Below are 21,774 nucleotides of genomic sequence, written 5' to 3' on the forward strand. Positions count from 1 at the left end.
CGTTGGGATATCGCGGTTCGGCAGGTCTGCTTTCTGGCGTGTGCGCTGAGGTCCGCTTTTGGCTCCGGGCTCTGTGACGGGATTCGACCCTTAGGTGGCTTTGGCGTGTTGCGCAGAACCGGATATTGAACCCACGCGGTGGCAGATGCTGTCGACCGCCCCCCTAGCCGCAGGCCCGCCCGATGTTCTCGCCACAATTCCAAGCTCTGACTAGCGAAGCCGGGATCGCCGCGTCGGCCATCGCTCACGGCATCACCAGCATCGGCAAGGCGAACTACGCGGCCAAGGACTACTACCTCGCCGCCTTCTTCAACCTGTCGATCGCTTTCGAGCGGCTGGCCAAGCTGAGCTTCGTCCTCGACCATCTGTTGGCCAATAATGCTTATCCGACCGACGCTCAGCTGCGAGTGCTGGGCCACAGGTTGGTCGACCTACTTGCGGCCGTGGAGGAGATCAGGGTCCGACGGGGCCTCGAGCGGGCGGTCCCGCTGCCGACCGACCCTATCCGGGTCGGCATCATCGACGTACTGTCCGACTTCGCGACGGCGACGCGCTATTACAATCTCGACCTACTGGTGGGTGGTCGAGCCGCGAGGATGCAAGAGCCGATCGCGGCGTGGCACGCACGCGTCGGAGCTCCCATCCTCGTCGCTCACTACAGCAATCGTCAACGAGCTAAGGACGAAATGCAGGCTCAGATCATGGGGCCGCTGCTAGGCGACGTAACCTCCGTGCTGCACACAGCCGAGGATGGCTCCATGATCACCTCGATCACCGCGGCATCGACGGCGTCGGGCCAGATCAACACGCTGCAGCGCTATGGCCGGATGTATAGTCTCGGGATCATCCGCTTTCTGAGCCTCGCTATGAATGAGTTAGGTCACCAAGCCCAGCTCGCGGGCCACGAGGTGCCCTATTTCAGCGAGTCATTCGGCATCTTCGGCAACGACGACGCGTACTTCCTGCGGCGCAAAACGTGGGACCCTTACCGCCCCTAGTGCATGGGGTGTATCTCGAGCGTCACCGCGACATCCGGGCGGGACCAAGGAATACCGCATGACGATCTCGCTCGCATGGGTGCGGCGGAATAGGGACGCCGTCGAGTTGGTTGTCGCCTCCGACAGCCGACTCCGCAGTCGCGGGGCGCTCAACCAGGCTCAGAAGATCATCAGACTGGAGCGTGGAGATTGCGCACTCAGCTTCTGCGGCGATGCGCAGGTGGCCTACCCGCTGTTTATGCAGGCCGGGTCCACCCTCAACAACTTCATCAAGACCCGGTCCCGCGCAACGGACCTCAATGTCCTGTCCCACATCTTCAGCGAATTGCTCAACGCTCTGGTGGGCAGCTGGGACCTTGCCGCCAACGAGAAGGCGGAGGAACTGAACAGCACCCGGATCGTGCTGACCGGCTGGTCCGCACGGTCACAGGAATTTCGCCTGGGTCTGTTCGAGTACGAAAATGGCGAATTTGTCTTCAGGCGCGCGCGGACCAAAATTCCACACCCCTGGTACGAGAACGATCGGTCCTTCCTTTTTGTAGGCGACTACAAGCGGCAGTACCTCGACGAACTTGCCGCGGTCTTGGCGGAGAGACATGGCGTGTCGGAGCGGCGCGATGAGAAGCGGTTTGTCGATCTGGAGTATGAGCCGCTTATAGCTTTGCAGAGGCTGCTCGCCCGACCGGGCGCCGAGCACGAGTTCTCCGCCATTGGCGGTGCACCTCAGATGTTGAAGATCTATCCGTTTAGCCAGAGCCTACCTTTTGTGGTGCGGACCGCACCCGACGCGCATTACCTGTTCGGTAGGAAGCTGTTCGAATGGGAAAAGACCGAGTACCCCGTGATCGATCTCACCGGCGAGCAGCTAAGGTTCCTCTACCCGATGAGCGAAATCCCCCTTCCCGCTGATCTCCAGGATGGCAAAGAGGAGGAAATCGGGCCGGAACCACTCGCTGCGGAACCGGGCGTCGCCACGGAGTAGCGGACGGTGATCGCGCTGGAAGCAAGCCAGACGTCGTCATGCGCTGGAGGATTGAGGCCCTTGACGCCAGAAGACGGGGCGCGGCGCGAGCGGTGAAATTAAAGACGCGCCAGATTCAAAATCTGGCGGGTTTTGGAAGCAGACGTTTGGAGAGTCGCCTTTCCACCCTTCTCAGCCGCTCAGAGTGTCGGCTACTGGAGCTTGAGGGAGAATGCCCTATCGGCCGCTTCCGAGCAGGGTGGGAGCCAAGGGGCTCTACCGGAAAGCGTCGACCACCTGGGCGATCCAGGCTTTCACATTGTCCTTCTTGTCCAGCGGCGTCTTGCCGTGGCGGACGACGATCAGGTCGAGGTCGGGGACCAGGACCGTGTACTGGCCCTCATAGCCGTTGGCGCTGAACGAGCCGGGGCCCGCGATATTCAGCCACCAGTGGGCGCCATAGTCGCCCTCGCGCACCGCCGGCTGCGGCGTGGGCGTGCGGGCATAGTCGACCCAGTCGGCCGGCAGCAGCTGGCGATCCTCCCAGCGGCCGCCGCGCAGATAGAGCAGACCAAACCGCGCAAAATCCCGCGCCGTCGCAAAGCAGAAGGACGAGCCGATGAAGGTCCCGGCCGCGTCGAACTTGGGGACCGGGCTGGTCATGCCCAGGGGGCCAAACAGGCGCTCACGCATGAAGGCCTCGAACCCCGCCTCATCGACGCCCAGCGCCCTGGCCGCGCAACGGGCGACGATGTTGGTCGTGCCGCTGGCATAGGACCAGGCAGTCCCCGGCGGATGGGCCAGGGGTCGGCTGGCGGCATAGTGGGCCACATCGGCCTTGCCGGAGCCGAACAGCATCTCGATCACGTCGGAGACGTGGCCCGGCACATAGTCCTCCACAAAGGCCAGCCCGCTGGACATGCGCAGCAGCTGGTCCAGCGTGATCGCCGCCCGGGGGTCACCCGGGGTCTCACGCCATTCGGGGACATCGGCCGGGGCGTGGATATCGATCCTTCCGTCGGCGACCAGCAGACCCGCCAGGGCCTGGGTGATGCTCTTGCCCTTGGACCAGGAGGGATAGGTGGCGTCCGGGCCAAAGCCCTCGCCATAGCGCTCCAGAACCAGCCGGCCCCCCTGGATGATGACCAGGGCGTGGGTTTCGCCCAGCAGCTCGGTGTCTGGCGCGGCGAAGGCCGTTTCGACCAGGGCGTCCAGAATCACGCCGTCAGCATGTTCAGGCTCTCCCAGCGGCCATTGCGCCGTGGGCCAGGGCGTGTGGGCGGGTTGGGTCGGCAGGATGGGAAGGCTCATGGCGCCCAGGTGAACGCGCCGAGGCGGCGATGTCAAAGGCGGCCCCTAGGTCAACTTCGCCGCCACGGCCCCTGTCCGTCGCGCCCGGTTGGAGTCAGGATGGGGCCATGGAAACCCCCGACACCCGATCGCCCGCCCATCCCCTGGACCTTGGCGGCGAGGCTGGCGATGACGCCCGCGAGGTCCGGCTGCAGGCTGGCCTGCTGTCTCAGCTGCTGCGCGAGGCCATCGCCTATCTGGACGGGGAGGCCGCCGCCGCCGGGGTGGACGCGGCCCGGGCGGCCGAGGGCCTGCGCCCCTATGAGGAGCTGTCGGCCGACGAGGCCGAGTTCCTGGCGCGCGCCTTCGCCTGCCACGCCCTGTTGGAAAACATGGCCGAGGAGGTGACCGGTCGGCGCCGTCAGGCCGAGGGCCGCTCGGCCGGGGCCAGTCGCGCCGTCACCCTGCGCGGGGCCGTCGAGGCCCTGGCCAAGGCCGGCCGCAGCGAGCGCGAGATCGCCGAGACCCTGTCGCGCCTGCGGGTCGCGCCGGTCTTCACCGCCCACCCCACCGAGGTCCGCCGCCGGGCCCTGGTGGACCGGGAAGGCGAGATCACCCGGCTCATGGCGCTGCGCCGCCACCGGCTGCCGAGCGCCCTGGAGGCCGAGGCCCGCGAGGCCCTGTTCCGGGAGGTGGCGCTGCTCTGGCGCACGCGACTGAACCGGCCCGAAAAGATCGCCGTCGCCGACGAGATCCGCAATGTGCTCTCGGTGGTGCGCCAGTCGGTGCTGCCGGCCGTCGCCGCCCTCTATGCCGACTGGCAGGGCCTGCTCAGCGACGCCGAGACGCCGCCAGTGCTCAGCCTGGGATCGTGGCTGGGGGGCGACCGGGACGGCCATCCCGGCGTCGACGCCGAGGCTCTGCGCACCGCGCTGGAGGCCCAGGCCCGGCTGATCTGCGACTTCTATGCCGGCGAATTGCGCGCCCTATGGCGTGATCTGGCCATTTCATCGGGCTTTTCGGAGGTTTCTGAGGCGGTTCGCGCCCTGGGCGAAACCATGCCCGACCCGTCCCCCCACCGCCGCGACGAACCCTATCGCCTGGCGCTCGAGGCCATCTTCGACCGGCTGGGCGCGGTGTCCCAGAAGCTGACCGGCCAGCCGGTGGCCTTCGCCCTGACCGCCTCGGAGGTCGAGCCCTATGGCGAGCCCGAGGACTTCATCGCCGATCTCCGCGCGGTGGCGGAGTCCCTGGAGGCCAACGGCGGCGAGCGGATGGTCGGTCCGCGTCTGAAGCGGCTGATCCTGGCCGTGCAGGCCTTTGGCTTCCACCTGCTGACCATCGACCTGCGGCAGAACGCCGACGTGCATGACCGGGTGATCGCCGAGCTGCTGGACCGCGCCGGCGTCACCAAGGACTATGCCGCCCTGGACGAGGCGGCGCGGCGGCGCGTCCTGCTGGCCGAGCTCGCCCATGAGCGGCCCCTGCGCTCGCCCTATCTCGACTATTCGGCCGAGACGACCAAGGAGCTGTCCATTCTCGACGCTGCGGCCCGGGCGCTGGACCTCTACGGGCCCAAGGCGCTGGGGGCCTATGTGATCTCCAAGGCTGCGGCGGTGTCGGACATCCTGGCCCTGCTGGTGCTGATGAAGCAGGCGGGCCTGGCGCGGGGCGGGGCGCGACCGACGACGCGGATGCGGCTCAGCCCCCTGTTCGAGACCATCACCGACCTGGAGCAGGCGCCGGACATCCTGCGCGACTGGCTGGCCATGGCGCCGGCCCGGGCCATTGTCGGTCAGGCGGGCTACCAGGAGGTGATGCTCGGCTATTCGGACTCCAACAAGGACGGCGGCTACATCGCCTCGCGGCTGCATGTGGCCCTGGCCGCCAGCGCGCTCTCCACCGCCTGCCTGGAGAACGGGGCGGCCCTGCAGATCTTCCACGGCCGCGGCGGCTCCATCGGCCGGGGCGGGGGGCCAGCGGCGGCCTCGGTCATGGCCCAGCCCTTCGAGGTCATCCCCAGCCGCATGCGCTGGACCGAGCAGGGCGAGATGATCTCCCGCCGCTACGGCGACGAGGAGTCTGCAAAGCGCCGCATGGACGAGCTGGTCGGCGCCGTCCTGGCCGCCGGCGCCCGCCAGCAGATCTCCCCCAGCGAAGCCCACGCCGAGCGCCTGGCCCGGCTGCGGAAGGGGGCGTTTTCCGCCTATCGGGAGCTGGTCTATGAGAACCCGGCGTTTGAGGACTTCTTCTGGTCGGCGACGCCGGTCGGGGAAATCGCCGAGCTGAACATCGGCAGCCGGCCGGCTTCGCGGACGAAAAGCCGGAAGATTGAAGACCTTAGGGCCATTCCGTGGGTGTTCAGCTGGACCCAGTCGCGGTTCATGCTGCCGGGCTGGTTCGGCTTTGCGGGGGGGGTGAAGCGGGCCGGACTGACCCCCTCAGAACTGGCCGAAATGGCGCATATTGGGCGCATTTTCCCCGCTTTATTGGCCGATATGGAGATGGCCCTGGCCCAGGCCGACATGGAGCTGGCGGGCGCCTATGCCGAGCTGTCGCCGGACCGGGACGCCGCGCGCGCGATCATGGACGTCATCCGCGCCGACCATGAGCAGGCCTGCGAACTGGCGGTGTCGATCCGCCGCGGCACGCGGCTGCTGGATGATCGCCCGGCGCTCGCCGAATGGGTGCAGGTGGCCTCAGACTCCATCGCTCCGCTGAACCGGCTGCAACTGGAACTGCTGGCAAGGCGGCGCCGTGGGGATGACGATCCGCGTCTAAAACGGGCGGTGGAGTTCACGGTTGCGGGCATTTCCGCCGGACTTCGCGGCACCGGCTGAGCGGCCCTGGCCACGGCGTAGCCGGCGTCTATGGTCCCGGCCTTCGTTCTCTTCAGCGATGAGTGTCCCATGAGCGCCGGCGTCTTCGACCTCTTCAAGCTCGGGGTCGGGCCTTCCAGTTCCCACACCATGGGGCCGATGACCGCGGCGGCCCGCTTCCTGGCGCGGCTGGAGGCGGCCGGCGCGCTGGCGGCCACGGCGCGGGTGGAGACGACGCTCTATGCGTCCCTGGCCATGACGGGCCGCGGCCACGCCACCGACCGGGCGGTGATCCTGGGCCTGGCGGGGTTCGAGCCGGCGACCATCGATCCGGACGCCGCCGAGGCGCAGCTGGCGCAGGTCAGCGAAAGCGGCCGCCTGACCCTGGGGGCCGGCGGCCCGGAGATCGGGTTTTCGGCGGCCGAAGACATCCTCTGGCAGGGGCGCACCCGCCTGCCGCAGCATCCCAACGCCCTGCGGTTCCGGGCCCTGGACGGGGCCGGTGAGACCCTGGCCGAGGGGCTCTACTTCTCCATCGGCGGGGGCTTCGTGGTCGATGAGGCGCAGTTCGACGCCCCGCCGGCGCCGTCGGGCCCGCCCATCCCCTTCGACTTCGCCAGCGCTGACGAACTGTTGGAGATGGCGCAAAGGGAAGGGGTGAGCATCGCGCAACTGATGTGGCGCAACGAGATCGCCCGGCGGAGCCCTGAAGAGGTGAACGCCGGCCTCGACGCCATCTTCGAGGCCATGGAGGCCTGTATCGAGCGGGGGCTGCGCCAGGACGGCTGCCTGCCCGGCGGCCTGAAGGTCCGGCGCCGGGCCCGCCAGCACTTCAACGAACTGACCCGGCGGATGGAGCGCAATATCAGCGACCCCCTGGCCGCCCTTGACTGGGTGAACCTGTGGGCCCTGTCGGTGAACGAGGAGAACGCCTCGGGCGGCAAGGTGGTGACGGCGCCGACCAATGGGGCCGCAGGCCTGCTGCCCGCCGTGCTGCGCTTCTATGACCGCTTCTACCGGGGCGGGGCCGAGGGGCGCCGGACCTTCCTGCTGACGGCCGCAGCCATCGGGGCGCTCTATAAGCGCAACGCCTCGATCTCGGGCGCCGAGGTGGGCTGTCAGGGGGAGGTCGGCGTGGCCTGCTCGATGGCCGCAGCCGGACTGACGGCGGCGCTGGGCGGAACCAACGCCCAGATCGAGAACGCCGCCGAGATCGCCATGGAGCACAATCTGGGCCTCACCTGCGATCCCATCGGGGGCCTGGTTCAGGTGCCCTGCATCGAGCGCAACGCCATGGGGGCGGTGAAGGCCATCGACGCCTCGCGCCTGGCGCTGTTGGGGGATGGCCAGCACTCGGTGAGCCTGGACAAGGTCATCGCTACGATGAAGCGGACAGGCGAGGACATGAACGAGATCTACAAGGAGACCTCGCTCGGCGGACTGGCCGTCAATGTGGTGGAGTGCTGAGGCGGGCGGGCCTTAGCTGGCGCGCGTTTCGCTCCGATAACCGGTTCCCACTTATCGGAACGCGCTTTAGGCCGCCGCCAGCTCCGGGGCGGGCAGGATGCCGCTCATGTCGATCAGGGTGATGATGCCCTCATCAGTGGTGATCATGCCCCGGGCCAGACCCTTTGAGGAGGCTGAGCCAATGACCGGCGCGGGCTGGATCTCGCCCTCGCCCACATTGATGATGTCGGAGACGGCGTCCACCAGCAGGCCGACCGTGCGGCCCACCAGATCGACGACGATGACGACGGAGGAGGAGCGGGCCTCGCTGGCCGGCAGGCCCAGGCGGGCGGCCAGGTTCAGCACCGGCAGCACCGCGCCGCGCAGATTGATGACGCCCAGCACATAGTCCGGCGCATTGGGCAGGGGGGTCGAGTTGGTCCAGCCGCGGATTTCCCGGACCAGCTGAATGTCGATGGCGAACCGCTGTTCGCCAATGACGACGGTGATCAGTTCGCCGCTGGTGGCGAGGGGCTGTCCGGTCATGCTCAGAACGCCTCCCAGCGCTCGGCTGTGGCCCAAGGGGGCCGGCTGGGATGGGCTATCCCGAATCCAACGCCCGTGATCGCACTGTCGATGATGATCAATGAGGGGAGGTTAACGAGACCTCTCCGGCCAAGCTTTTTGCTGCGACCTTTTGTCGGGGGGCGCTCTGCGTCCTTCGAGGCTCGCTGGCGCTCGCACCCCAGGATGAGGGAGTGGGGTTGGGGTGGGTCTCGCTCACGCCGTCATGGTCGGGCTTGACCCGACCATCCATGAACACGGGACTGGCCGCGGTGTGCATGGACCCTCGGGTCAAGCCCGAGGGTGACGGAGAGTGCGGGCGCGTTGCGTCCTTCGAGGCTCGCTGGCGCTCGCACCTCAGGATGAGGGAGGTGGGGGGCTGAGGCGTCGCGGGGGCGCTGGTCGCTTAGGCAGCCTGGCGGGCTTCCACGGGGGCGAGGCGGATCAGGTAGTCGAAGGCCGACAGCGCCGCCTGGGAGCCTTCGCCCATGGCGATGACGATCTGCTTGTAGGGCGTCGTCGTGGCGTCGCCGGCGGCGAACACCCCGGCCACCGAGGTCTGGCCCTTGGCGTCGACCTCGATCTCGCCGCGCTGGGACAGGGCCACCCCGCCCTCGGCCAGCCATTCGGTGTTGGGCACCAGGCCGATCTGCACGAAGATGCCGTCCAGCTCGACGGTATGACCCTCGCCCGTGCCCCGGTCGTTATAGGTCAGCGCCGTGACCTTGGCGCCGTCGCCGATGACCTCGGTGGTCAGGGCCGAGGTGATCACGTCGACATTCTTCAGGCTCTTCAGCTTGCGCTGCAGGACCTCGTCGGCGCGGAGCTTGCCGTCGTATTCGATCAGGGTGACGTGGGCGACGATGCCGGCCAGGTCGATGGCGGCCTCGACGCCGGAATTGCCGCCGCCGATCACGGCCACGCGCTTGCCCTTATAGAGGGGGCCGTCGCAGTGGGGGCAGTAGGCCACGCCCTTGTTGCGATACTTGTCTTCGCCAGGCACGTTCATCTGCCGCCAGCGGGCGCCGGGCGCCAGGATGACGGTGCGCGACTTAAGCGACGCGCCGTTCTCCAGCACCACCTCGACCAGCCCGCCGGTCTCAGACGCCGGGATCAGCTTGGCGGCCTTCTGCAGGTTCATGATGTCGACCTCATAGTCGCGCACATGGCGCTCCAGGTCGGCGGCGAGCTTGGGGCCCTCGGTGTGCGGGGTGCCGGTCAGGTTCTCGATGGCCATGGTGTCGAGCACCTGGCCGCCGAAGCGTTCGGCCGCGACGCCGGTGCGGATGCCCTTGCGCGCCGCATAGATGGCCGCGGCCGCGCCAGCCGGACCGCCGCCGATGACCAGCACCTCGAAGGGCTCCTTGGCCTTGATCTTGGCGGCGTCGCGGGCGGCCGCCCCGGTGTCGAGCTTGGCCAGCACCTGTTCCAGGGTCATGCGGCCCTGACCGAACTCGACGCCGTTCAGCATGATGGTCGGCACGGCCATGATCCCGCGCGCCTCGACCTCGGCCTGGAACAAGCCGCCGTCGATGGCGGTGTGGCGGATGCGCGGGTTCAGCGCGGCCATGGTGTTCAGCGCCTGCACCACGTCGGGGCAGTTCTGGCACGACAGCGAGAAATAGGTTTCGAACACGAAGTCGCCGTCGAGCGCCTTCACCTGTTCGATGGCCTCAGCGTCGACCTTGGGCGGATGGCCGCCCACATGCAGCAGGGCCAGCACCAGCGAGGTGAATTCGTGGCCCATGGGCAGGCCGGCGAAGGTCACGGCCACATCGGTTCCGGCGCGGCGGATCTCGAAGGAGGGCTTGCGGGCGTCATCGCCGTCGGTGCGCAGGGTGACCTTGCCGCCCGACACCGAGACGATGTCTTCCAGCAGTTCGCCCATCTCCGCGGCCTTGGGGCCGTCGCCCAGCGAGGCGACCAGCTCGACCGGCTGGGTCACGTTCTGCAGATAGCCCTGCAGCTGGCTCTTCAGCGTGGCGTCCAACATGGCTCGGGTCCGGTGTCTTTAAGCAAGAGCGCGCAGGGCCGTGATCGGCGCGCACCCCCGCAGGCGGGGAGGGCGAGAGAGGTCTTCAAAGGATAGGGACGGCGGGGCCCCCAGCGTCCAGGGGACGCCGGGGCCGGTGGGGGGCGCCGCCCTCGCCTGCCAGCCGCAAGGCCAGATGGCGGGGGGCGACGCCCCTTATTCCGTCAGTTCGTCCGGTCAGTTCGTCCGGTCAGTTCGTCGGGGGGGGGGCGCTTGGCGCGCCCTTAGATCTTGCCGACGAGGTCGAGGGAGGGCGACAGGGTCTTTTCGCCTTCTTCCCACTTGGCCGGGCAGACTTCGCCCGGATGGGCGGCCACGTACTGGGCCGCGCGGATCTTGCGCAGCAGCTCCATGGCGTTGCGGCCGATGCCCTCGGCGGTGACTTCCATGAACTGGATCACGCCTTGCGGGTCGATCAGGAAGGTGCCGCGGTCAGCCAGGCCCTGGCCCGCGCGCATCATGCCGAAGTTGTTGGTGACCACGCCCGAGGGGTCGCCGATCATGGTGTAGGCGATCTTGCCGATGGCCGGCGAGGAGTCGTGCCAGGCCTTGTGCGAGAAGTGGGTGTCGGTCGAGACCGAATAGATCTCCACGCCCAGCTTCTGGAATTGCGCGTAGTTGTCGGCCAGGTCCTCAAGCTCGGTCGGGCAGACGAAGGTGAAGTCGGCCGGGTAGAAGAACACCACCGACCACTTGCCCTTCAGGTCGGTGTCGCTGACCTCGACGAACTTGCCGCCCTTATAGGCCTGGGCGGTGAAGGGAAGAATGGACGTGTTGACGGAAGCCATGCGCGATCTCTCCGGGCGTTGGTTTGGATAGGAGGGGGAGGAAACACCGCCTTCCTACCACCGCATGCTGCATCGCAGAAATCGATTTTATCTGGGGGGTCGATAGAGGGGGTCGATGGGGCTGGCCAGTGAAGCATCCTCGCAGCGATGCCAGCGAGCCCAGACTGAAATTGGATTCCAAGCGACTACTACGTCGAGGCTTCTCGGCGCCTGCGACCAAACGTGTGAACACCCACCCTTTTGGTTGGGCAGACCAGACGATCGGGCGAGTGGGCTATTTGAGCCACTAGCCCACAAGGCCTCACGCGCCGATCGCCGTCATTCTTGGCAGAAACCGGAAAGAAATTCGTTCAGATTGTGTTCATAGCGATATCGGCAGATATTCGGTCGTGGCCGATACTGGCTCGCTGGCTCAGCCAATCTGTATTTTTGCTGCGCCAATTCGAAAATGGGGGGAACAGGAAGTGAATAAAAAGATCGGGCTTATAGTTGCTTCTGTCGTCTTGCTGGGCAGCGGCGGTGCTGCCTTCGCCGACGCTGTTTGGGACGCTGCGGACAAGGCCTGCAAAGGAGCAGGTGCTGACTGCTGCGCCGTAGCCGACGCAAACGGTAATCCGAAAAAGACCAATGGCATGCAACACTGCGCTTGCGGTTTGGCTATCGCCTCAGCTGGCCCCATTACGAACCTGCGGCAACGGCTGAAGCTGACCACGGCAAAGGGCGTGAGGCAGTCACTCGCGCAGGTCAGGCTTGCGCCGGACAACAAAGCCGCCATTCGCAACTGAGCGCGCGGGGGCGCCGTGAGCCTAGGCGCCCCCGCCAATTCTCTGGAGAGACTTTTGATGAAAAAGAATGTTCTTTCTGTAGTTCTCGGGGTGGGGCTACTGGCCTCCAGTGCGAGTTTCGCTGCCGAGCCCAACTGGGATGCGGCAGATGCCGCTTGTGCGCCTGGCTGCGCCGAGGTCGGGCCTGATGGCTATCCGACTTATGTTGGCGAGCGATACGGATGCATCACCGGCAAGCTTGTCGCGGCGACGCCCCGCGAGAAGCTAACTCCGAAGTTGCGGCGGGAATTCGCTGCGCGCTATGGCGTAAGATACGTCGGCGTCCACAAAGAAAAGAAGACGGTTAGATAGCTTAGAATACAGAGATAAATGGATTTATTGCCCGCTTTGTTCGGTGGATTTTATTCGATACCGGCGATAATTCGCGGCTTTAAATTCGGCTATGTATAGACCTAATGAGCTTCATGAATTGATGCCTGTTGATTTTATGGCATCAATTGTTCTTTTTAGCTGAAGGTCATGGGCGGATTTCAGGTGTGCGACCCTCTACAAGCGGTGTCGCCCGTCTCTCGCCCCGCCCGATCTCCTTCATCAGATCATGGACGTAGACCCCGAAGTCCACCTGGATGGTGTGGCGCTGGCTCTTGTAGAAGTGGCCGAGGTGGGTGGCTTCGTCCTTGGCGATGATGGCTTCCATCTCAGCGCGCGGCGGCGGGACGTAGCGGCCGGTGAGGCAGGCGGCCGCCAGCTTGGCCTGCTGCTCGGCGAAGTTGACCAGGGTCGGCAGGGGCTGGGCCAGGCCCATGAAGAAGAGGTTGGGCACGCCGGGCTTCATCATCCGCTTGAACAGGGGGAAGCGGTGCTCGGCGTCCGGCAATAGGTCCGGGTCGTCGAAGAAGGGGAAGCTGATCTTGTAGCCCGTGGCGTAGATGATGACGTCGACCGCCTCCACGCTGCCGTCCTCGAAGCGGACCTGATCGCCCATCAGCTGCGCGATGTTCGGCTTGAACTTGATGTCGCCGCAGCCGGCCCGGGTGAGGAATTCGCCGGAGACCGAGGGGTGGGCGGTGAGCGGCTCATGGTCGGGCTTGGGCAGGCCATAGTCCTCCATGTTGCCCACCAGCTTGCGGATGCGTTTGGCGGCCAGGCGCAGGCCCAGCTTGCGCGGCATCCAGTGGGGCATGGCGGCTTTGTCGGCGACCTTGCCGTTCATGTATTTGGGCAGCACCCAGACGCCCCGGCGCGCAGCCACCCACAGGGTTTTGGCGATCGGCTTCTGCGACAGCTCCGAGGCGATATCCATGGCCGAATTGCCCATGCCGACCACGACGATGGTCTTGCCGCGCAGGTCCACGGGCGCGAACGGGCTGCGATAGGCGTGCGCATGCATGGCCACCCCTGAGAACGGACCGGGATAGTCCGGCGTGCGCGGGTTCCAGTGGTGGCCGTTGGCGACGAAGAGGACGTCATAGGTCCTGGTCTCGCCGGTCGAGAGCGTGATGGCCCAGGCGCCTTCGTCGGTGCGGGCGGCCTTCGTCACGGCGGTGTTGAAGGTGATGTGCGGGCGTAAGCCGAAGTGGTCCACATAGTCGCGGAAATAGGCCAGCAGCTGGCTGTGGTGGGGGAAGTCTGGCCAGTCGGCGGGCACGGGATAGTCCTCGAAGGCCAGGCGCCATTTCGAGGTGTCGATGTGCAGGCTCTCGTAGCAGGCCGACATGCCGTTGGGATTGTTGAAGTACCAGTTGCCGCCCACGTCGTCGGACATCTCGAAGACGTCGAAGGATATGCCCTCGTCCTTCAGCCGCTTGGCCGTGGTGAAGCCCGAGGGGCCGGCGCCGATGATGCAGGCGGTGGGGCGGCTCGTCATGGTCATCCTCCCGCGCCGATGTCGCCTCGGCGTCCGCGGGCGAGGATGGCGCCCCTTCCCCTAGGGTCGGCAACCGGGGGGCCTTCGCGTCCTTCGAGGCTCGCCTTGGCTCGCACCTCAGGATGAGGGAGGTGGGTGACAAGGACCCTCCGGGAAAGCCCGAGGGTGACGGTGCGCGCGAAGGCGCTAAGCTTCACCATCAGAGACGGCGAAAAGCCGCTGGGACCGTGGGAGCGAGACGATGGATGCCAATGGCGGATTGCCCGGCGTGCGGCGCGTGGGCCTGTTCGACCCGTTTCTCTGGCTCGGCCAGGGATTTTCCGACCTGATGCGGGCGCCGGTCCCCATGCTGGCCTATGGCATGGTGATCGCCGGTCTGAGCTCTGGCCTGCTTTACGGACTCTATGTGTCGGACGCGGCCTTCTGGGCCCTGACCCTGACCTTCGGCTTTGTCTTCATCGCCCCGATCCTGGCCATGGGGCCCTATGAGGCCGGGCGGCGGCTGGAGGCCGGCGAGGCGCCGAGCCTCATCCAGGTAGCCCTGGTCAAGCCCGCCTTCCGCCAGGACGTGGCCTATCTGGGGCTGGCGCTTCTGCTGATCTATCTGTTCTGGGGGCGGATCGCCCAGATCGTGTTCGGGCTTTCCACCTACCAGATGTACGACACGGTCGAGGCGTTCACGACCTTCGCCCTGACCACGGCTGAGGGGCACAACATGCTGCTGGCCGGGACCGTGGTGGGCGGGGTCTTCGCCTTCTTCACCTTCACCCTGATCGTGGTCTCGGCGCCGATGCTGCTGGATCCGCGGGCCAATGTGTTCGCCGCCACCCTGACCAGCTTCCGCACCGTGGCGCTCAATCCCGCGCCCATGATCCTGTGGGCGGCCCTGATCGCGGGCCTGCTGCTGGCCAGCGCGGCGACGGGTTTCCTGGCCCTGGTGGTGGTGTTCCCCTGGCTGGGGCTGTCCAGCTGGCGGGCCTATCGCGCCCTGGTGGCCGAACCTGAGCCCGCGCCCCTGGGCGTCCAGCCGGCCTGAGGCCTCAGCCCGTCGCCGCCAGGCGCGGGGCGCTCAGATGGACGATGGGTAGCGACTCAAAGGCCGGCCGGGCCAGCAGATAGCCCTGGATATGGCGCACGCCGATGGCGCGCAGGGCCGCCAGCTCGCCCTCGGTCTCGATCCCCTCGGCGATGACGTTGATCCCGAGTTCGGCGCACATGCGCACGATGCCGGCGACAATGATCCGCCGGGGCAGGCTCTCGTCCAGGCCGCGGACCAGCTCCATGTCGATCTTGATGATGTCCGGCTGGAAGCGGGCCAGCAGGTTCAGCCCCGCATGGCCGGCGCCGAAGTCGTCCAGGGCGGTGCCAAAGCCCATCTGCTGATAGCTGGCGACGATATTGGCCACATGGGTCGGGTCGGCCATCTGCTCGTTCTCGGTGAACTCGAAGATCAGCCGCTCGGAGGGCAGGGCCACGGCGCTGGCGGTGGCCAGGGTCAGCCGGATACAGGCCTTGGGCGAATAGACCGCATTGGGCAGGAAGTTGATCGACAGCCGCGCAGGCCCGTCCAAGAGGCCGGCTCGCACGGCGGTCTCGATGGCCTTGACCCGGCACTGCTGGTCGAAGGCGTAGCGGTTTTCCTCGGTGACCTGGGAGAGCACGCTCCAGGCCGATTCCCCGGCCGGACCCCGCACCAGGGCCTCATAGGCGAAGGGCTGGCCGGTCTCCATGTCCATGATCGGCTGGAAGGCCATGGAGAAGTCGAAGTCGAGGCCGGCGCCGTCACGGCAACCCTGGCAGGGGACGGCGGCGGCAGACGCGTTGATGGTCATGCAAATGAATCCCAGAAACAGGCCGCAACCCTGCCGGGAAAGTTTGAATCAAGGGTGGAGGGCCCCCGCGACAGCCGGTCGCAGGGGCCACCGCTTCAGATCCCCTGGCGCGCCTTGCCGCCGGGGGCCGACTGGATCAGGTCGAGGATGGCCTCGGTGACCTTGGGCTCCAGGCCCTCGGTGTGGCCTTTGTTGATCCGCACCACGTCGGCGACGACGCGGCCGTCCTGGCAATCGGACCAGGCGAAGATCTCCGCCGTCCCGGGCGCGGCCGCCAAGCCCCAGACCTTGTAGGTCGAGCGGGCATAGTCCCAGACGTGGCCGGGCTGGTCATCGACCACATCAGGCCGGCGGACGCGGGGTCCGCAGGCGTATTTTTCAGCCCAGGGCGAGGTGTCGGGCAGGGACTCGATCTCATGCTCGCCAATGGCGAAGATGTGGGAGATGTCGCAGGCGATGGTCATCTCGCCGCGCATGGCCGTCCGCGGGGGCGGCGGGGAGCCGTCGGCCAGGGGCGGACCGAAAGCCGCCACGAAGGGCGCCTGGCCGATGCGGCCGCCCGAGAGGCTGAGCCAGCCGTCGACCTTGTCCTTGAAGAAGTCCGAGCAGACGATCCGGCTGGAGGTGAAGCCCCCCTGGCTGTGGCCCGCGAGCCAGAAGGCCGCCACATTGGCCAGGCCGACCTTCTCGAACACCATCTCGGTGATGTTCTGCAGATGGGCGTCGTCGGCCTCGCCATCCCAGCGGCGCACCGCCGCGCCCCCCGGCCACATCGAGGTCTCCGTCGCCGCCGTGGGGGTGGCGATCACCAGCCGGCGCTGATCCTTGTAGTCAGCGGCTGGGAAGTAATGCCGCTGCCAGTTTCCGATGGAGCCTGCGCCATGGAGGTTGAGGATGAAGGTCACCTCTTCCCCCGGCTTCAGATCACAGGGCATGTCGAGGAAGAAGCTGCGGCCGGTCTTGGGATCGGTCACATCGCCCAGATTGGCGAGGACGGGCGAGGTGGCGCATTCGGCGCCCGAACAGCGAGCCACGGGCGGCGTCTCGCAGGCGGACTGGGCCGCAGCCGGGCCAGCCAACAGAGCCCCGAAGGCGGCGAGCGTGAACAGTCTGGTCTTCATGATTGTTGTTTTCCCCTTGGCCCGGACTCCGCCAGGCGCCTGAGCCCATGATAGGCGAACAGCGGTTGGGGAGTCTCGTCTCTACGCTACGGTATGTTGGTGTTATAATGTTTCAAGAACCGGCTTGACCGCCCTGCACCCCTTGTAGATGTTATAGTATAACATCAAGAGGATCGGGCGCATGACGCGACTGCCGGTGACCGTGCTCTCAGGCTTTCTGGGGGCGGGCAAGACCACCCTGCTGAACCACGTCCTGCGCAATCGCGAGGGGCTCCGCGTCGCCGTGATCGTCAACGACATGAGCGAGGTGAACATCGACGCCGAGCTGGTCCGCGACGGCGGCGCCGAGTTGTCGCGCACCGAGGAGCGGCTGGTGGAGATGAGCAATGGCTGCATCTGCTGCACCCTGCGGGAGGATTTGCTGGCCGAGGTGCGCCGCCTGGCCGCCGAGGGACGCTTTGACTACCTGCTGATCGAGAGCACGGGCATTTCCGAGCCCATGCCGGTGGCCGCCACCTTCGATTTCCTGGAGGAGAGCGGCGACTCCCTGCGCGACGTGACCCGTCTGGACACCATGGTGACGGTGGTCGACGCGCTGAACTTCCACCGTGACTATGGCAGCTATGATCGCCTGGCCGACCGTGGCGAGAGCCTGGGGGAGGACGATGTCCGCTCCATCGTCGACCTGCTGGTCGATCAGGTGGAGTTCGCCGACGTCATCGTGCTGAGCAAGATCGACCTCGTCGAGGCCGTCGTCGCCGATGAGGTGGAGGCGGTCTGCCGGGCCCTAAATCCCAGCGCCCGGATCGTCCGCGCCGTGAGGGGCGAGGTTCGGCTCGCCGACATCCTTGATACCGGCCTGTTCGACATGGAGAAGGCCGCCGCCGCCCCGGGCTGGCGCCAGGCCCTGGAGTTCGGGGCGCCCTCGGAGTCGGAGGAGTACGGCGTGGCGACCTTCGTCTACCGCGCCCGGCGGCCCTTCCACCCCGAGCGTCTGAAGGCGCTGCTGGATCAGGAATGGCCCGGCGTCTGGCGCTCCAAGGGATTCCTCTGGATGGCGACCCGGATGTCCAAGGCCGGCGCCTGGAGCCAGGCCGGGGCCGCCATGACCTTTGAATGGGGAGGCTATTGGTGGGCGGCGATCCCGCCGGAGCGTCGCCCCCAGGATGCGGAGACCCGGGCGGCCATCTCCAGCCGCTGGCGCGCGCCCTACGGGGACCGCCGACAGGAACTTGTTCTGATCGGCAAGGACATGGACCAGGCCGGCCTCACGGCGCTCTTTGACGCGGCGCTGCTGACGCCGGAGGAGACCCGACGCGGCCCTGACGCCTGGAAGCGTCTGGCCGATCCCTTTCCGGAATGGGGGCCTGCGCCCCAGCCCGAAGTCGCGCTCGCCTGAGCCCTGCGATCTGACGAAATCGAGTCTCCCATGAAGCTGTCCACCCCCCACCTTCTCGATGGGTCCGCCATCGGTCTTTCTGGCCTGTGCCTGATCCATTGCCTCGCCCTACCGGTCGCCGCCGCCTTCGCCCCCCTGCTGGGGGTATGGAGCGAGGCCGAGTGGGTCCACTTGACCCTCGTCCTGCTGGCCGCCCCCCTGTCCGCGGGCGCCCTGCTCCTGACGCGGCCCCGCCGCCCCCTGGCCATCGCTCTGGCGGCGACGGGGCTTGCCCTGATGGCGACAGCCCTGTCCTATCCGGACGCAGAGACCCTGATGACGGTCGCCGGCGGATTGACCCTGGCCGGCGGTCATCTGGTGAACTGGAGAGGCCGCGCCGTCCCGCCCCATGCGCATTCGACCTGACTCCGCCCTGCTCCTGGCCGTGCTGCTGCTTGGAGCCTGCGGCGAGCGACCGGCAGAGGCGCCAGATGCAGCCCCGCTGGCCCCGATCGCGGCTGTAACGGCAGAGGCTGGCGAACCGACAGAATCAGATGTGACCGCTGAGGCGGCTCCCAACGCGGAGATGTGGGCTGAGTTTGAGTCGGGTCAGTCGCCGATGGTCGAAGAACTGGCCAGCGAGCGGGCGCTGCAGCTGACCTTGCCCACCGCCGATGGCCCCCAGTGGGCGAAGCTGCGCAAGACGACGGTCTGGGTCGATGAACCCACCCAGCTGTTCCGCGCCCGGCACCCGGCCGAGGTCCGCGCCCTGGCGGGCAAGACGTTCAAGATCCAGGGCTTCATGCTCCCCCTGGAAATGGCCGAACGGACCCGGCGCTTTCTGATCTCGCCCTATACGCCGGTCTGTTTCTACCATCCCCCAGCCGAGCCCAATGAGGTGATCGAGGTCTGGCTCGATAAGCCGATCCGCGCCGGCTACCATCTGGTGGAAGTCGAAGGGGTTCTGGCGCTCACCGACAACGGTGAGAAGGGCCTGTTCTTTCAGATCCACAATGGCGCGGCCCGGGTCGTCCAGGAAGTGGACGGCGGCCTCTGATCGCCTCAGCCCGCCAGCGCCGCGGCGCTCACCGCCTCCAGGTCCTCAGCCCCTTGCGTCACCGCCGCCACGAGGCCTGGGGCGCCGGCCAGGACCTGGCCGGCATAGAGGCGCAGCAGGGGCAGGCGGGCCTGCAACCAGGGATCCTCCGATCCCGCGGCGGCCAGGGCCTGACGGGCCAGGACGAAGCCGCCGAGCACATCGCCGGCCAGCTTTAGATAGGGCGTCGCGCCCGCAGCCGACGGGGTCCCACGGTTCTTCAGCAGCCAGTCCGTCGCGGCCTCCAGGGCGGCGACCCCCTGCGCCAGGCGCCGGCCGGCCTCGGTCAGGTCCGGGCGTTCGGTGAGCGCCTCGGCGGTCATGGCCATCTCGGCGCAAAGCGCGTCCATCACCGAGCCTTCGCCGATGGAGAGCTTGCGCCCGGCCAGGTCCAGGGCCTGGATGCCGTTCGTGCCCTCATAGATCGGGCCGATCCGGGCGTCGCGATAGTGCTGGGCGGCGCCGGTTTCCTCGATGAAGCCCATGCCCCCGTGGACCTGGACGCCCAGGGAGGCCACCTCGACCCCCACATCGGTGGACCAGGCCTTGGCGATGGGAGTCAGCAGTTCCTGGCGGGCCTTGGCGCTGGCCCGGGCCTCAGGGGTCGGCGCCAGCCGCGCATGATCGGCCAGCACGCCGGTCATGAAGCAGATGCCCCGGGCCGCCTCGATCTTGGCCTTCATCAGCATCAGGGTGCGGCGCACGTCAGGATGGTCATAGATCGGGGCCGGCGAAGCGCCGGTCCAGGCCGACTTTCCTTGCGTGCGGTCCTGGGCGTAGGCCAGGGCCTGCTGGAAGGCGCGCTCGGCGATGCCGACGCCCTCGACGCCGACCTGCAGGCGGGCGGCGTTCATCATGACGAACATGTGGGCCAGACCCTGGTTCAGCTCGCCGACCAGTTCAGCCCGGGCGCCCTCGAACATCATCACGCAGGTCGGCGAGGCATGGATGCCGAGCTTGTGCTCGATGGAGGCCGGCCACAGGCTGTTGGCCTCGCCAAGGGAGCCGTCGTCTTGGACGATCCGCTTGGTGGCCAGGAAGAGCGAGATGCCCTTCACCCCGGGCGGGGCGTCGGGCAGCCTCGCCAGGACCAGGTGGCAGATATTGTCGGCGGCGTCGTGGTCGCCCCAGGTGATGAAGATCTTCTGGCCAAAGAGCTTGTAGCCGCCATTCCCGTCCGGCTCGGCGCGGGTGGTCAGGGCCGCCAGGTCGGTGCCGGCCTGGGGCTCGGTCAGGTTCATGGTGCCGGTCCATTCGCCGGAGACCAGCCTGGGCAGGACCAGGCGCTTCTGGCGCTCATCCCCGTGCAGGGTCAGGGCCTCGATCGCCGCCTGGGTCAGCATGGGGCAGAGACCAAACGCCATGTTGGCGGCATGAACCATCTCGAAGACGGCCAGCTCCATGGCCTTGGTCAGGCCCTGGCCCCCATGTTCGGGGTCGGCCGACAGGCTGTTCCAGCCCTGCTGCGCAAACGCGCGATAGGCCTCGGCGAAGCCCGGCGCAGCGGTGACCTTGTTGTCCGCATGACTGGCGCCGGCCTGATCGCCGGCCCAGTTCAGCGGCGCCAGCACCTCGGTGGTGAAGGCGCCGGCGGCCTCCAGCACGGCCGCGACCGTGTCGGCGTCCAGCTCCGGGAAGCTCGTTTCCACAAGGTCCCCGTGGCCGGCGACGTGCAGGGCGAAGGCGATGTCGCGGACCGGGGCGCGAAAGGTCATGGGCGGCTCCTGTTGAGGCAGGGCTATTTAGGCCCGGTGACGTGGCGTCACCAAGGCTTGCGGGGCCGCGAGGCGACAAGCCCAGGACTTTGCGGCTATCACCGGCGCGATTTCAGGATGGAACCGAGACCATGACGCACGCCGATGAGGCCGCCTCTCGCGCCGCCCGGGCCCTGGCCAGCGGCGCGCTCGCCATCCTGCCCACTGAGACGGTCTATGGACTGGCCGCCGACGCCGCCGATCCCCGGGCCGTCGCCGCCCTGTTCGAGGCCAAGGGTCGGCCGCGGTTCAATCCCCTGATCGCCCATGTGTCCGATATCGCCATGGGGCGGCGGGTCGGGGTGTTTGATGCGCGCGCCTCCGCCCTGGCTGAGGCCTTCTGGCCTGGTCCCCTGACCCTGGTCCTGCCGGTGGCGGATACCGAGGCGGTCTGTGATCTGGCGCGCGCGGGCCTCGACAGCGTCGCCATCCGCGTCCCGGCCCACCCCGTCGCCCGGGCGGTGATCGCCGCCCTGGGGCGTCCGGTGGTGGCGCCGTCGGCCAACCGCTCAGGCCGACCCAGCCCCACCACATTCGCAGACGCCCTGGAGGAGACCGGGGTCTTCGCCCTGGCCGCCCTGGACGGCGGGCCCTGCGCCGTGGGCCTGGAGTCCACCGTCGTCGCCCTGCTGGACGCCCCGCGGCTGCTGCGCCCCGGGGCGGTGACCCGTGAGCAGATCGAGGCGGTGATCGGCCCGCTGGCTGAGGCCGAGGATGACGCGCGGCGCTCGCCTGGCCGCATGGCCCGCCACTACGCCCCCCAGGCGCCGGTGCGCCTGGATGTCACCGCGCCAGAGCCGGACGAGGCCTATCTGGCCTTTGGACCCGGCGCGCCGGAAGGCCCGCGGGTGTTCAATCTCAGCCCGACCGGCGACCTGGCCGAGGCGGCGGCCCATCTGTTCGCCTATCTGCGGGCGGCGGACCGCACCGCGCCGCGGGCCATCGCCGTGGCGCCGATCCCCCGCCACGGCCTGGGCGAGGCCATAGAAGATCGCCTGCGCCGGGCGGCGGGCTTTGTCGGCTAGGCTTTGAGAGGCTAGATT

The 21,774-nt window shown here is 67.5% G+C and carries 18 protein-coding genes and 1 pseudogene; 11 read left to right on the forward strand and 8 right to left on the reverse strand.

Annotated features, from left to right (window positions below):
• Positions 1 to 182 precede the first annotated feature (182 nt).
• A complete protein-coding gene (locus tag Q8K84_RS12095) occupies positions 183 to 998 on the forward strand; it encodes a hypothetical protein (RefSeq protein ID WP_305282883.1) in 816 nt (271 codons plus the stop codon).
• Positions 999 to 1,056: 58 nt separating this feature from the next.
• Complete coding sequence (locus Q8K84_RS12100) at positions 1,057 to 1,980, forward strand: hypothetical protein (RefSeq protein WP_305282884.1); 924 nt, start codon at positions 1,057 to 1,059, stop codon at positions 1,978 to 1,980.
• A 255-nt stretch (positions 1,981 to 2,235) separates the two neighbouring features.
• Here Q8K84_RS12100 and Q8K84_RS12105 read toward each other — a convergent pair whose 3' ends face one another.
• Positions 2,236 to 3,270 carry a serine hydrolase gene (locus tag Q8K84_RS12105; protein WP_305282885.1) on the reverse strand — a complete coding sequence of 345 codons (1,035 nt, stop codon included), beginning with the start codon at positions 3,268 to 3,270 and terminating at the stop codon, positions 2,236 to 2,238.
• A gap of 107 nt (positions 3,271 to 3,377) precedes the next feature.
• Between Q8K84_RS12105 and ppc the strand changes: the two genes are divergently transcribed.
• Together ppc and Q8K84_RS12115 are read left to right on the forward strand one after the other, a co-directional pair.
• Entirely contained in the window at positions 3,378 to 6,089 is a 2,712-nt protein-coding gene (gene ppc, locus Q8K84_RS12110) for a phosphoenolpyruvate carboxylase (RefSeq protein WP_305282886.1), read from the forward strand.
• Between the two features lie 69 nt (positions 6,090 to 6,158).
• Complete coding sequence (locus Q8K84_RS12115; protein WP_305282887.1) at positions 6,159 to 7,535, forward strand: L-serine ammonia-lyase; 1,377 nt, start codon at positions 6,159 to 6,161, stop codon at positions 7,533 to 7,535.
• Between the two features lie 66 nt (positions 7,536 to 7,601).
• Here Q8K84_RS12115 and Q8K84_RS12120 read toward each other — a convergent pair whose 3' ends face one another.
• The 3 genes from Q8K84_RS12120 to ahpC form a co-directional block, all read right to left on the reverse strand.
• Entirely contained in the window at positions 7,602 to 8,060 is a 459-nt protein-coding gene (locus Q8K84_RS12120; RefSeq protein ID WP_305282888.1) for a chemotaxis protein CheW, read from the reverse strand.
• A 424-nt stretch (positions 8,061 to 8,484) separates the two neighbouring features.
• Positions 8,485 to 10,071 carry an alkyl hydroperoxide reductase subunit F gene (gene ahpF / locus Q8K84_RS12125; RefSeq protein WP_305282890.1) on the reverse strand — a complete coding sequence of 529 codons (1,587 nt, stop codon included), beginning with the start codon at positions 10,069 to 10,071 and terminating at the stop codon, positions 8,485 to 8,487.
• Between the two features lie 263 nt (positions 10,072 to 10,334).
• Positions 10,335 to 10,898, reverse strand: coding sequence for an alkyl hydroperoxide reductase subunit C (gene ahpC / locus Q8K84_RS12130; RefSeq protein ID WP_305282891.1), 564 nt, complete (start codon positions 10,896 to 10,898; stop codon positions 10,335 to 10,337).
• Between the two features lie 389 nt (positions 10,899 to 11,287).
• Between ahpC and Q8K84_RS12135 the strand changes: the two genes are divergently transcribed.
• Together Q8K84_RS12135 and Q8K84_RS12140 are read left to right on the forward strand one after the other, a co-directional pair.
• On the forward strand, positions 11,288 to 11,683 hold the full coding sequence (locus Q8K84_RS12135) for a hypothetical protein (RefSeq protein WP_305282892.1): 396 nt from the start codon (positions 11,288 to 11,290) through the stop codon (positions 11,681 to 11,683).
• Between the two features lie 57 nt (positions 11,684 to 11,740).
• Positions 11,741 to 12,034, forward strand: coding sequence for a hypothetical protein (locus tag Q8K84_RS12140; RefSeq protein WP_305282893.1), 294 nt, complete (start codon positions 11,741 to 11,743; stop codon positions 12,032 to 12,034).
• Positions 12,035 to 12,242: 208 nt separating this feature from the next.
• Here the strand turns inward: Q8K84_RS12140 and Q8K84_RS12145 are convergent.
• Positions 12,243 to 13,550: pseudogene (locus tag Q8K84_RS12145) on the reverse strand (flavin-containing monooxygenase); the annotation flags it as partial.
• 241 nt (positions 13,551 to 13,791) lie between these two features.
• Between Q8K84_RS12145 and Q8K84_RS12150 the strand changes: the two are divergent.
• Complete coding sequence (locus Q8K84_RS12150; protein WP_305282894.1) at positions 13,792 to 14,586, forward strand: DUF2189 domain-containing protein; 795 nt, start codon at positions 13,792 to 13,794, stop codon at positions 14,584 to 14,586.
• Positions 14,587 to 14,590: 4 nt separating this feature from the next.
• Here the strand turns inward: Q8K84_RS12150 and Q8K84_RS12155 are convergent, their stop codons facing one another.
• On the reverse strand, positions 14,591 to 15,382 hold the full coding sequence (locus tag Q8K84_RS12155) for an EAL domain-containing protein (RefSeq protein ID WP_305282895.1): 792 nt from the start codon (positions 15,380 to 15,382) through the stop codon (positions 14,591 to 14,593).
• Between the two features lie 95 nt (positions 15,383 to 15,477).
• Positions 15,478 to 16,503: a hypothetical protein gene (locus Q8K84_RS12160; protein WP_305282897.1), complete on the reverse strand. Its 1,026-nt coding sequence runs from the start codon at positions 16,501 to 16,503 to the stop codon at positions 15,478 to 15,480.
• 181 nt (positions 16,504 to 16,684) lie between these two features.
• Here Q8K84_RS12160 and zigA point away from each other — a divergent pair, with 181 nt between their 5' ends.
• The 3 genes from zigA to Q8K84_RS12175 are packed head-to-tail and all read left to right on the forward strand — an operon-like array spanning position 16,685 to position 18,938.
• Positions 16,685 to 17,902, forward strand: a complete 1,218-nt coding sequence (gene zigA, locus Q8K84_RS12165; RefSeq protein WP_305282898.1) for a zinc metallochaperone GTPase ZigA — start codon at positions 16,685 to 16,687, stop codon at positions 17,900 to 17,902.
• A 30-nt stretch (positions 17,903 to 17,932) separates the two neighbouring features.
• A complete protein-coding gene (locus Q8K84_RS12170; RefSeq protein ID WP_305282899.1) occupies positions 17,933 to 18,307 on the forward strand; it encodes a MerC domain-containing protein in 375 nt (124 codons plus the stop codon).
• Positions 18,291 to 18,938 carry a DUF3299 domain-containing protein gene (locus Q8K84_RS12175; RefSeq protein WP_305282900.1) on the forward strand — a complete coding sequence of 216 codons (648 nt, stop codon included), beginning with the start codon at positions 18,291 to 18,293 and terminating at the stop codon, positions 18,936 to 18,938. Before Q8K84_RS12170 ends, Q8K84_RS12175 begins: the two co-directional genes overlap by 17 nt.
• Positions 18,939 to 18,943: 5 nt before the next feature.
• On the opposite strand, the gene Q8K84_RS12180 is transcribed toward Q8K84_RS12175, so the two are convergent.
• Positions 18,944 to 20,692, reverse strand: coding sequence for an acyl-CoA dehydrogenase (locus Q8K84_RS12180; RefSeq protein WP_305282901.1), 1,749 nt, complete (start codon positions 20,690 to 20,692; stop codon positions 18,944 to 18,946).
• A gap of 131 nt (positions 20,693 to 20,823) precedes the next feature.
• Here Q8K84_RS12180 and Q8K84_RS12185 point away from each other — a divergent pair, with 131 nt between their 5' ends.
• Positions 20,824 to 21,756: an L-threonylcarbamoyladenylate synthase gene (locus tag Q8K84_RS12185; RefSeq protein ID WP_305282902.1), complete on the forward strand. Its 933-nt coding sequence runs from the start codon at positions 20,824 to 20,826 to the stop codon at positions 21,754 to 21,756.
• Positions 21,757 to 21,774 lie beyond the last annotated feature (18 nt).

It is taken from the genome of Phenylobacterium sp. (genome assembly GCF_030679875.1).
In the GTDB taxonomy this organism is placed as follows: Bacteria; Pseudomonadota; Alphaproteobacteria; order Caulobacterales; family Caulobacteraceae; genus Phenylobacterium.

Coding starts and splice junctions, on each gene's coding strand:
- Q8K84_RS12170 (WP_305282899.1), top strand. CDS start 17,933: ATGAAGCTGTCCACCCCCCACCTTCTCGATGGGTCCGCCATCGGTCTT.
- Q8K84_RS12100 (WP_305282884.1), top strand. CDS start 1,057: ATGACGATCTCGCTCGCATGGGTGCGGCGGAATAGGGACGCCGTCGAG.
- Q8K84_RS12150 (WP_305282894.1), top strand. CDS start 13,792: ATGGATGCCAATGGCGGATTGCCCGGCGTGCGGCGCGTGGGCCTGTTC.
- ppc (WP_305282886.1), top strand. CDS start 3,378: ATGGAAACCCCCGACACCCGATCGCCCGCCCATCCCCTGGACCTTGGC.
- ahpC (WP_305282891.1), bottom strand. CDS start 10,898: ATGGCTTCCGTCAACACGTCCATTCTTCCCTTCACCGCCCAGGCCTAT.
- Q8K84_RS12105 (WP_305282885.1), bottom strand. CDS start 3,270: ATGAGCCTTCCCATCCTGCCGACCCAACCCGCCCACACGCCCTGGCCC.
- Q8K84_RS12180 (WP_305282901.1), bottom strand. CDS start 20,692: ATGACCTTTCGCGCCCCGGTCCGCGACATCGCCTTCGCCCTGCACGTC.
- Q8K84_RS12095 (WP_305282883.1), top strand. CDS start 183: ATGTTCTCGCCACAATTCCAAGCTCTGACTAGCGAAGCCGGGATCGCC.
- Q8K84_RS12120 (WP_305282888.1), bottom strand. CDS start 8,060: ATGACCGGACAGCCCCTCGCCACCAGCGGCGAACTGATCACCGTCGTC.
- Q8K84_RS12115 (WP_305282887.1), top strand. CDS start 6,159: ATGAGCGCCGGCGTCTTCGACCTCTTCAAGCTCGGGGTCGGGCCTTCC.
- Q8K84_RS12140 (WP_305282893.1), top strand. CDS start 11,741: ATGAAAAAGAATGTTCTTTCTGTAGTTCTCGGGGTGGGGCTACTGGCC.
- Q8K84_RS12175 (WP_305282900.1), top strand. CDS start 18,291: ATGCGCATTCGACCTGACTCCGCCCTGCTCCTGGCCGTGCTGCTGCTT.
- Q8K84_RS12185 (WP_305282902.1), top strand. CDS start 20,824: ATGACGCACGCCGATGAGGCCGCCTCTCGCGCCGCCCGGGCCCTGGCC.
- ahpF (WP_305282890.1), bottom strand. CDS start 10,071: ATGTTGGACGCCACGCTGAAGAGCCAGCTGCAGGGCTATCTGCAGAAC.
- Q8K84_RS12155 (WP_305282895.1), bottom strand. CDS start 15,382: ATGACCATCAACGCGTCTGCCGCCGCCGTCCCCTGCCAGGGTTGCCGT.
- zigA (WP_305282898.1), top strand. CDS start 16,685: ATGACGCGACTGCCGGTGACCGTGCTCTCAGGCTTTCTGGGGGCGGGC.
- Q8K84_RS12160 (WP_305282897.1), bottom strand. CDS start 16,503: ATGAAGACCAGACTGTTCACGCTCGCCGCCTTCGGGGCTCTGTTGGCT.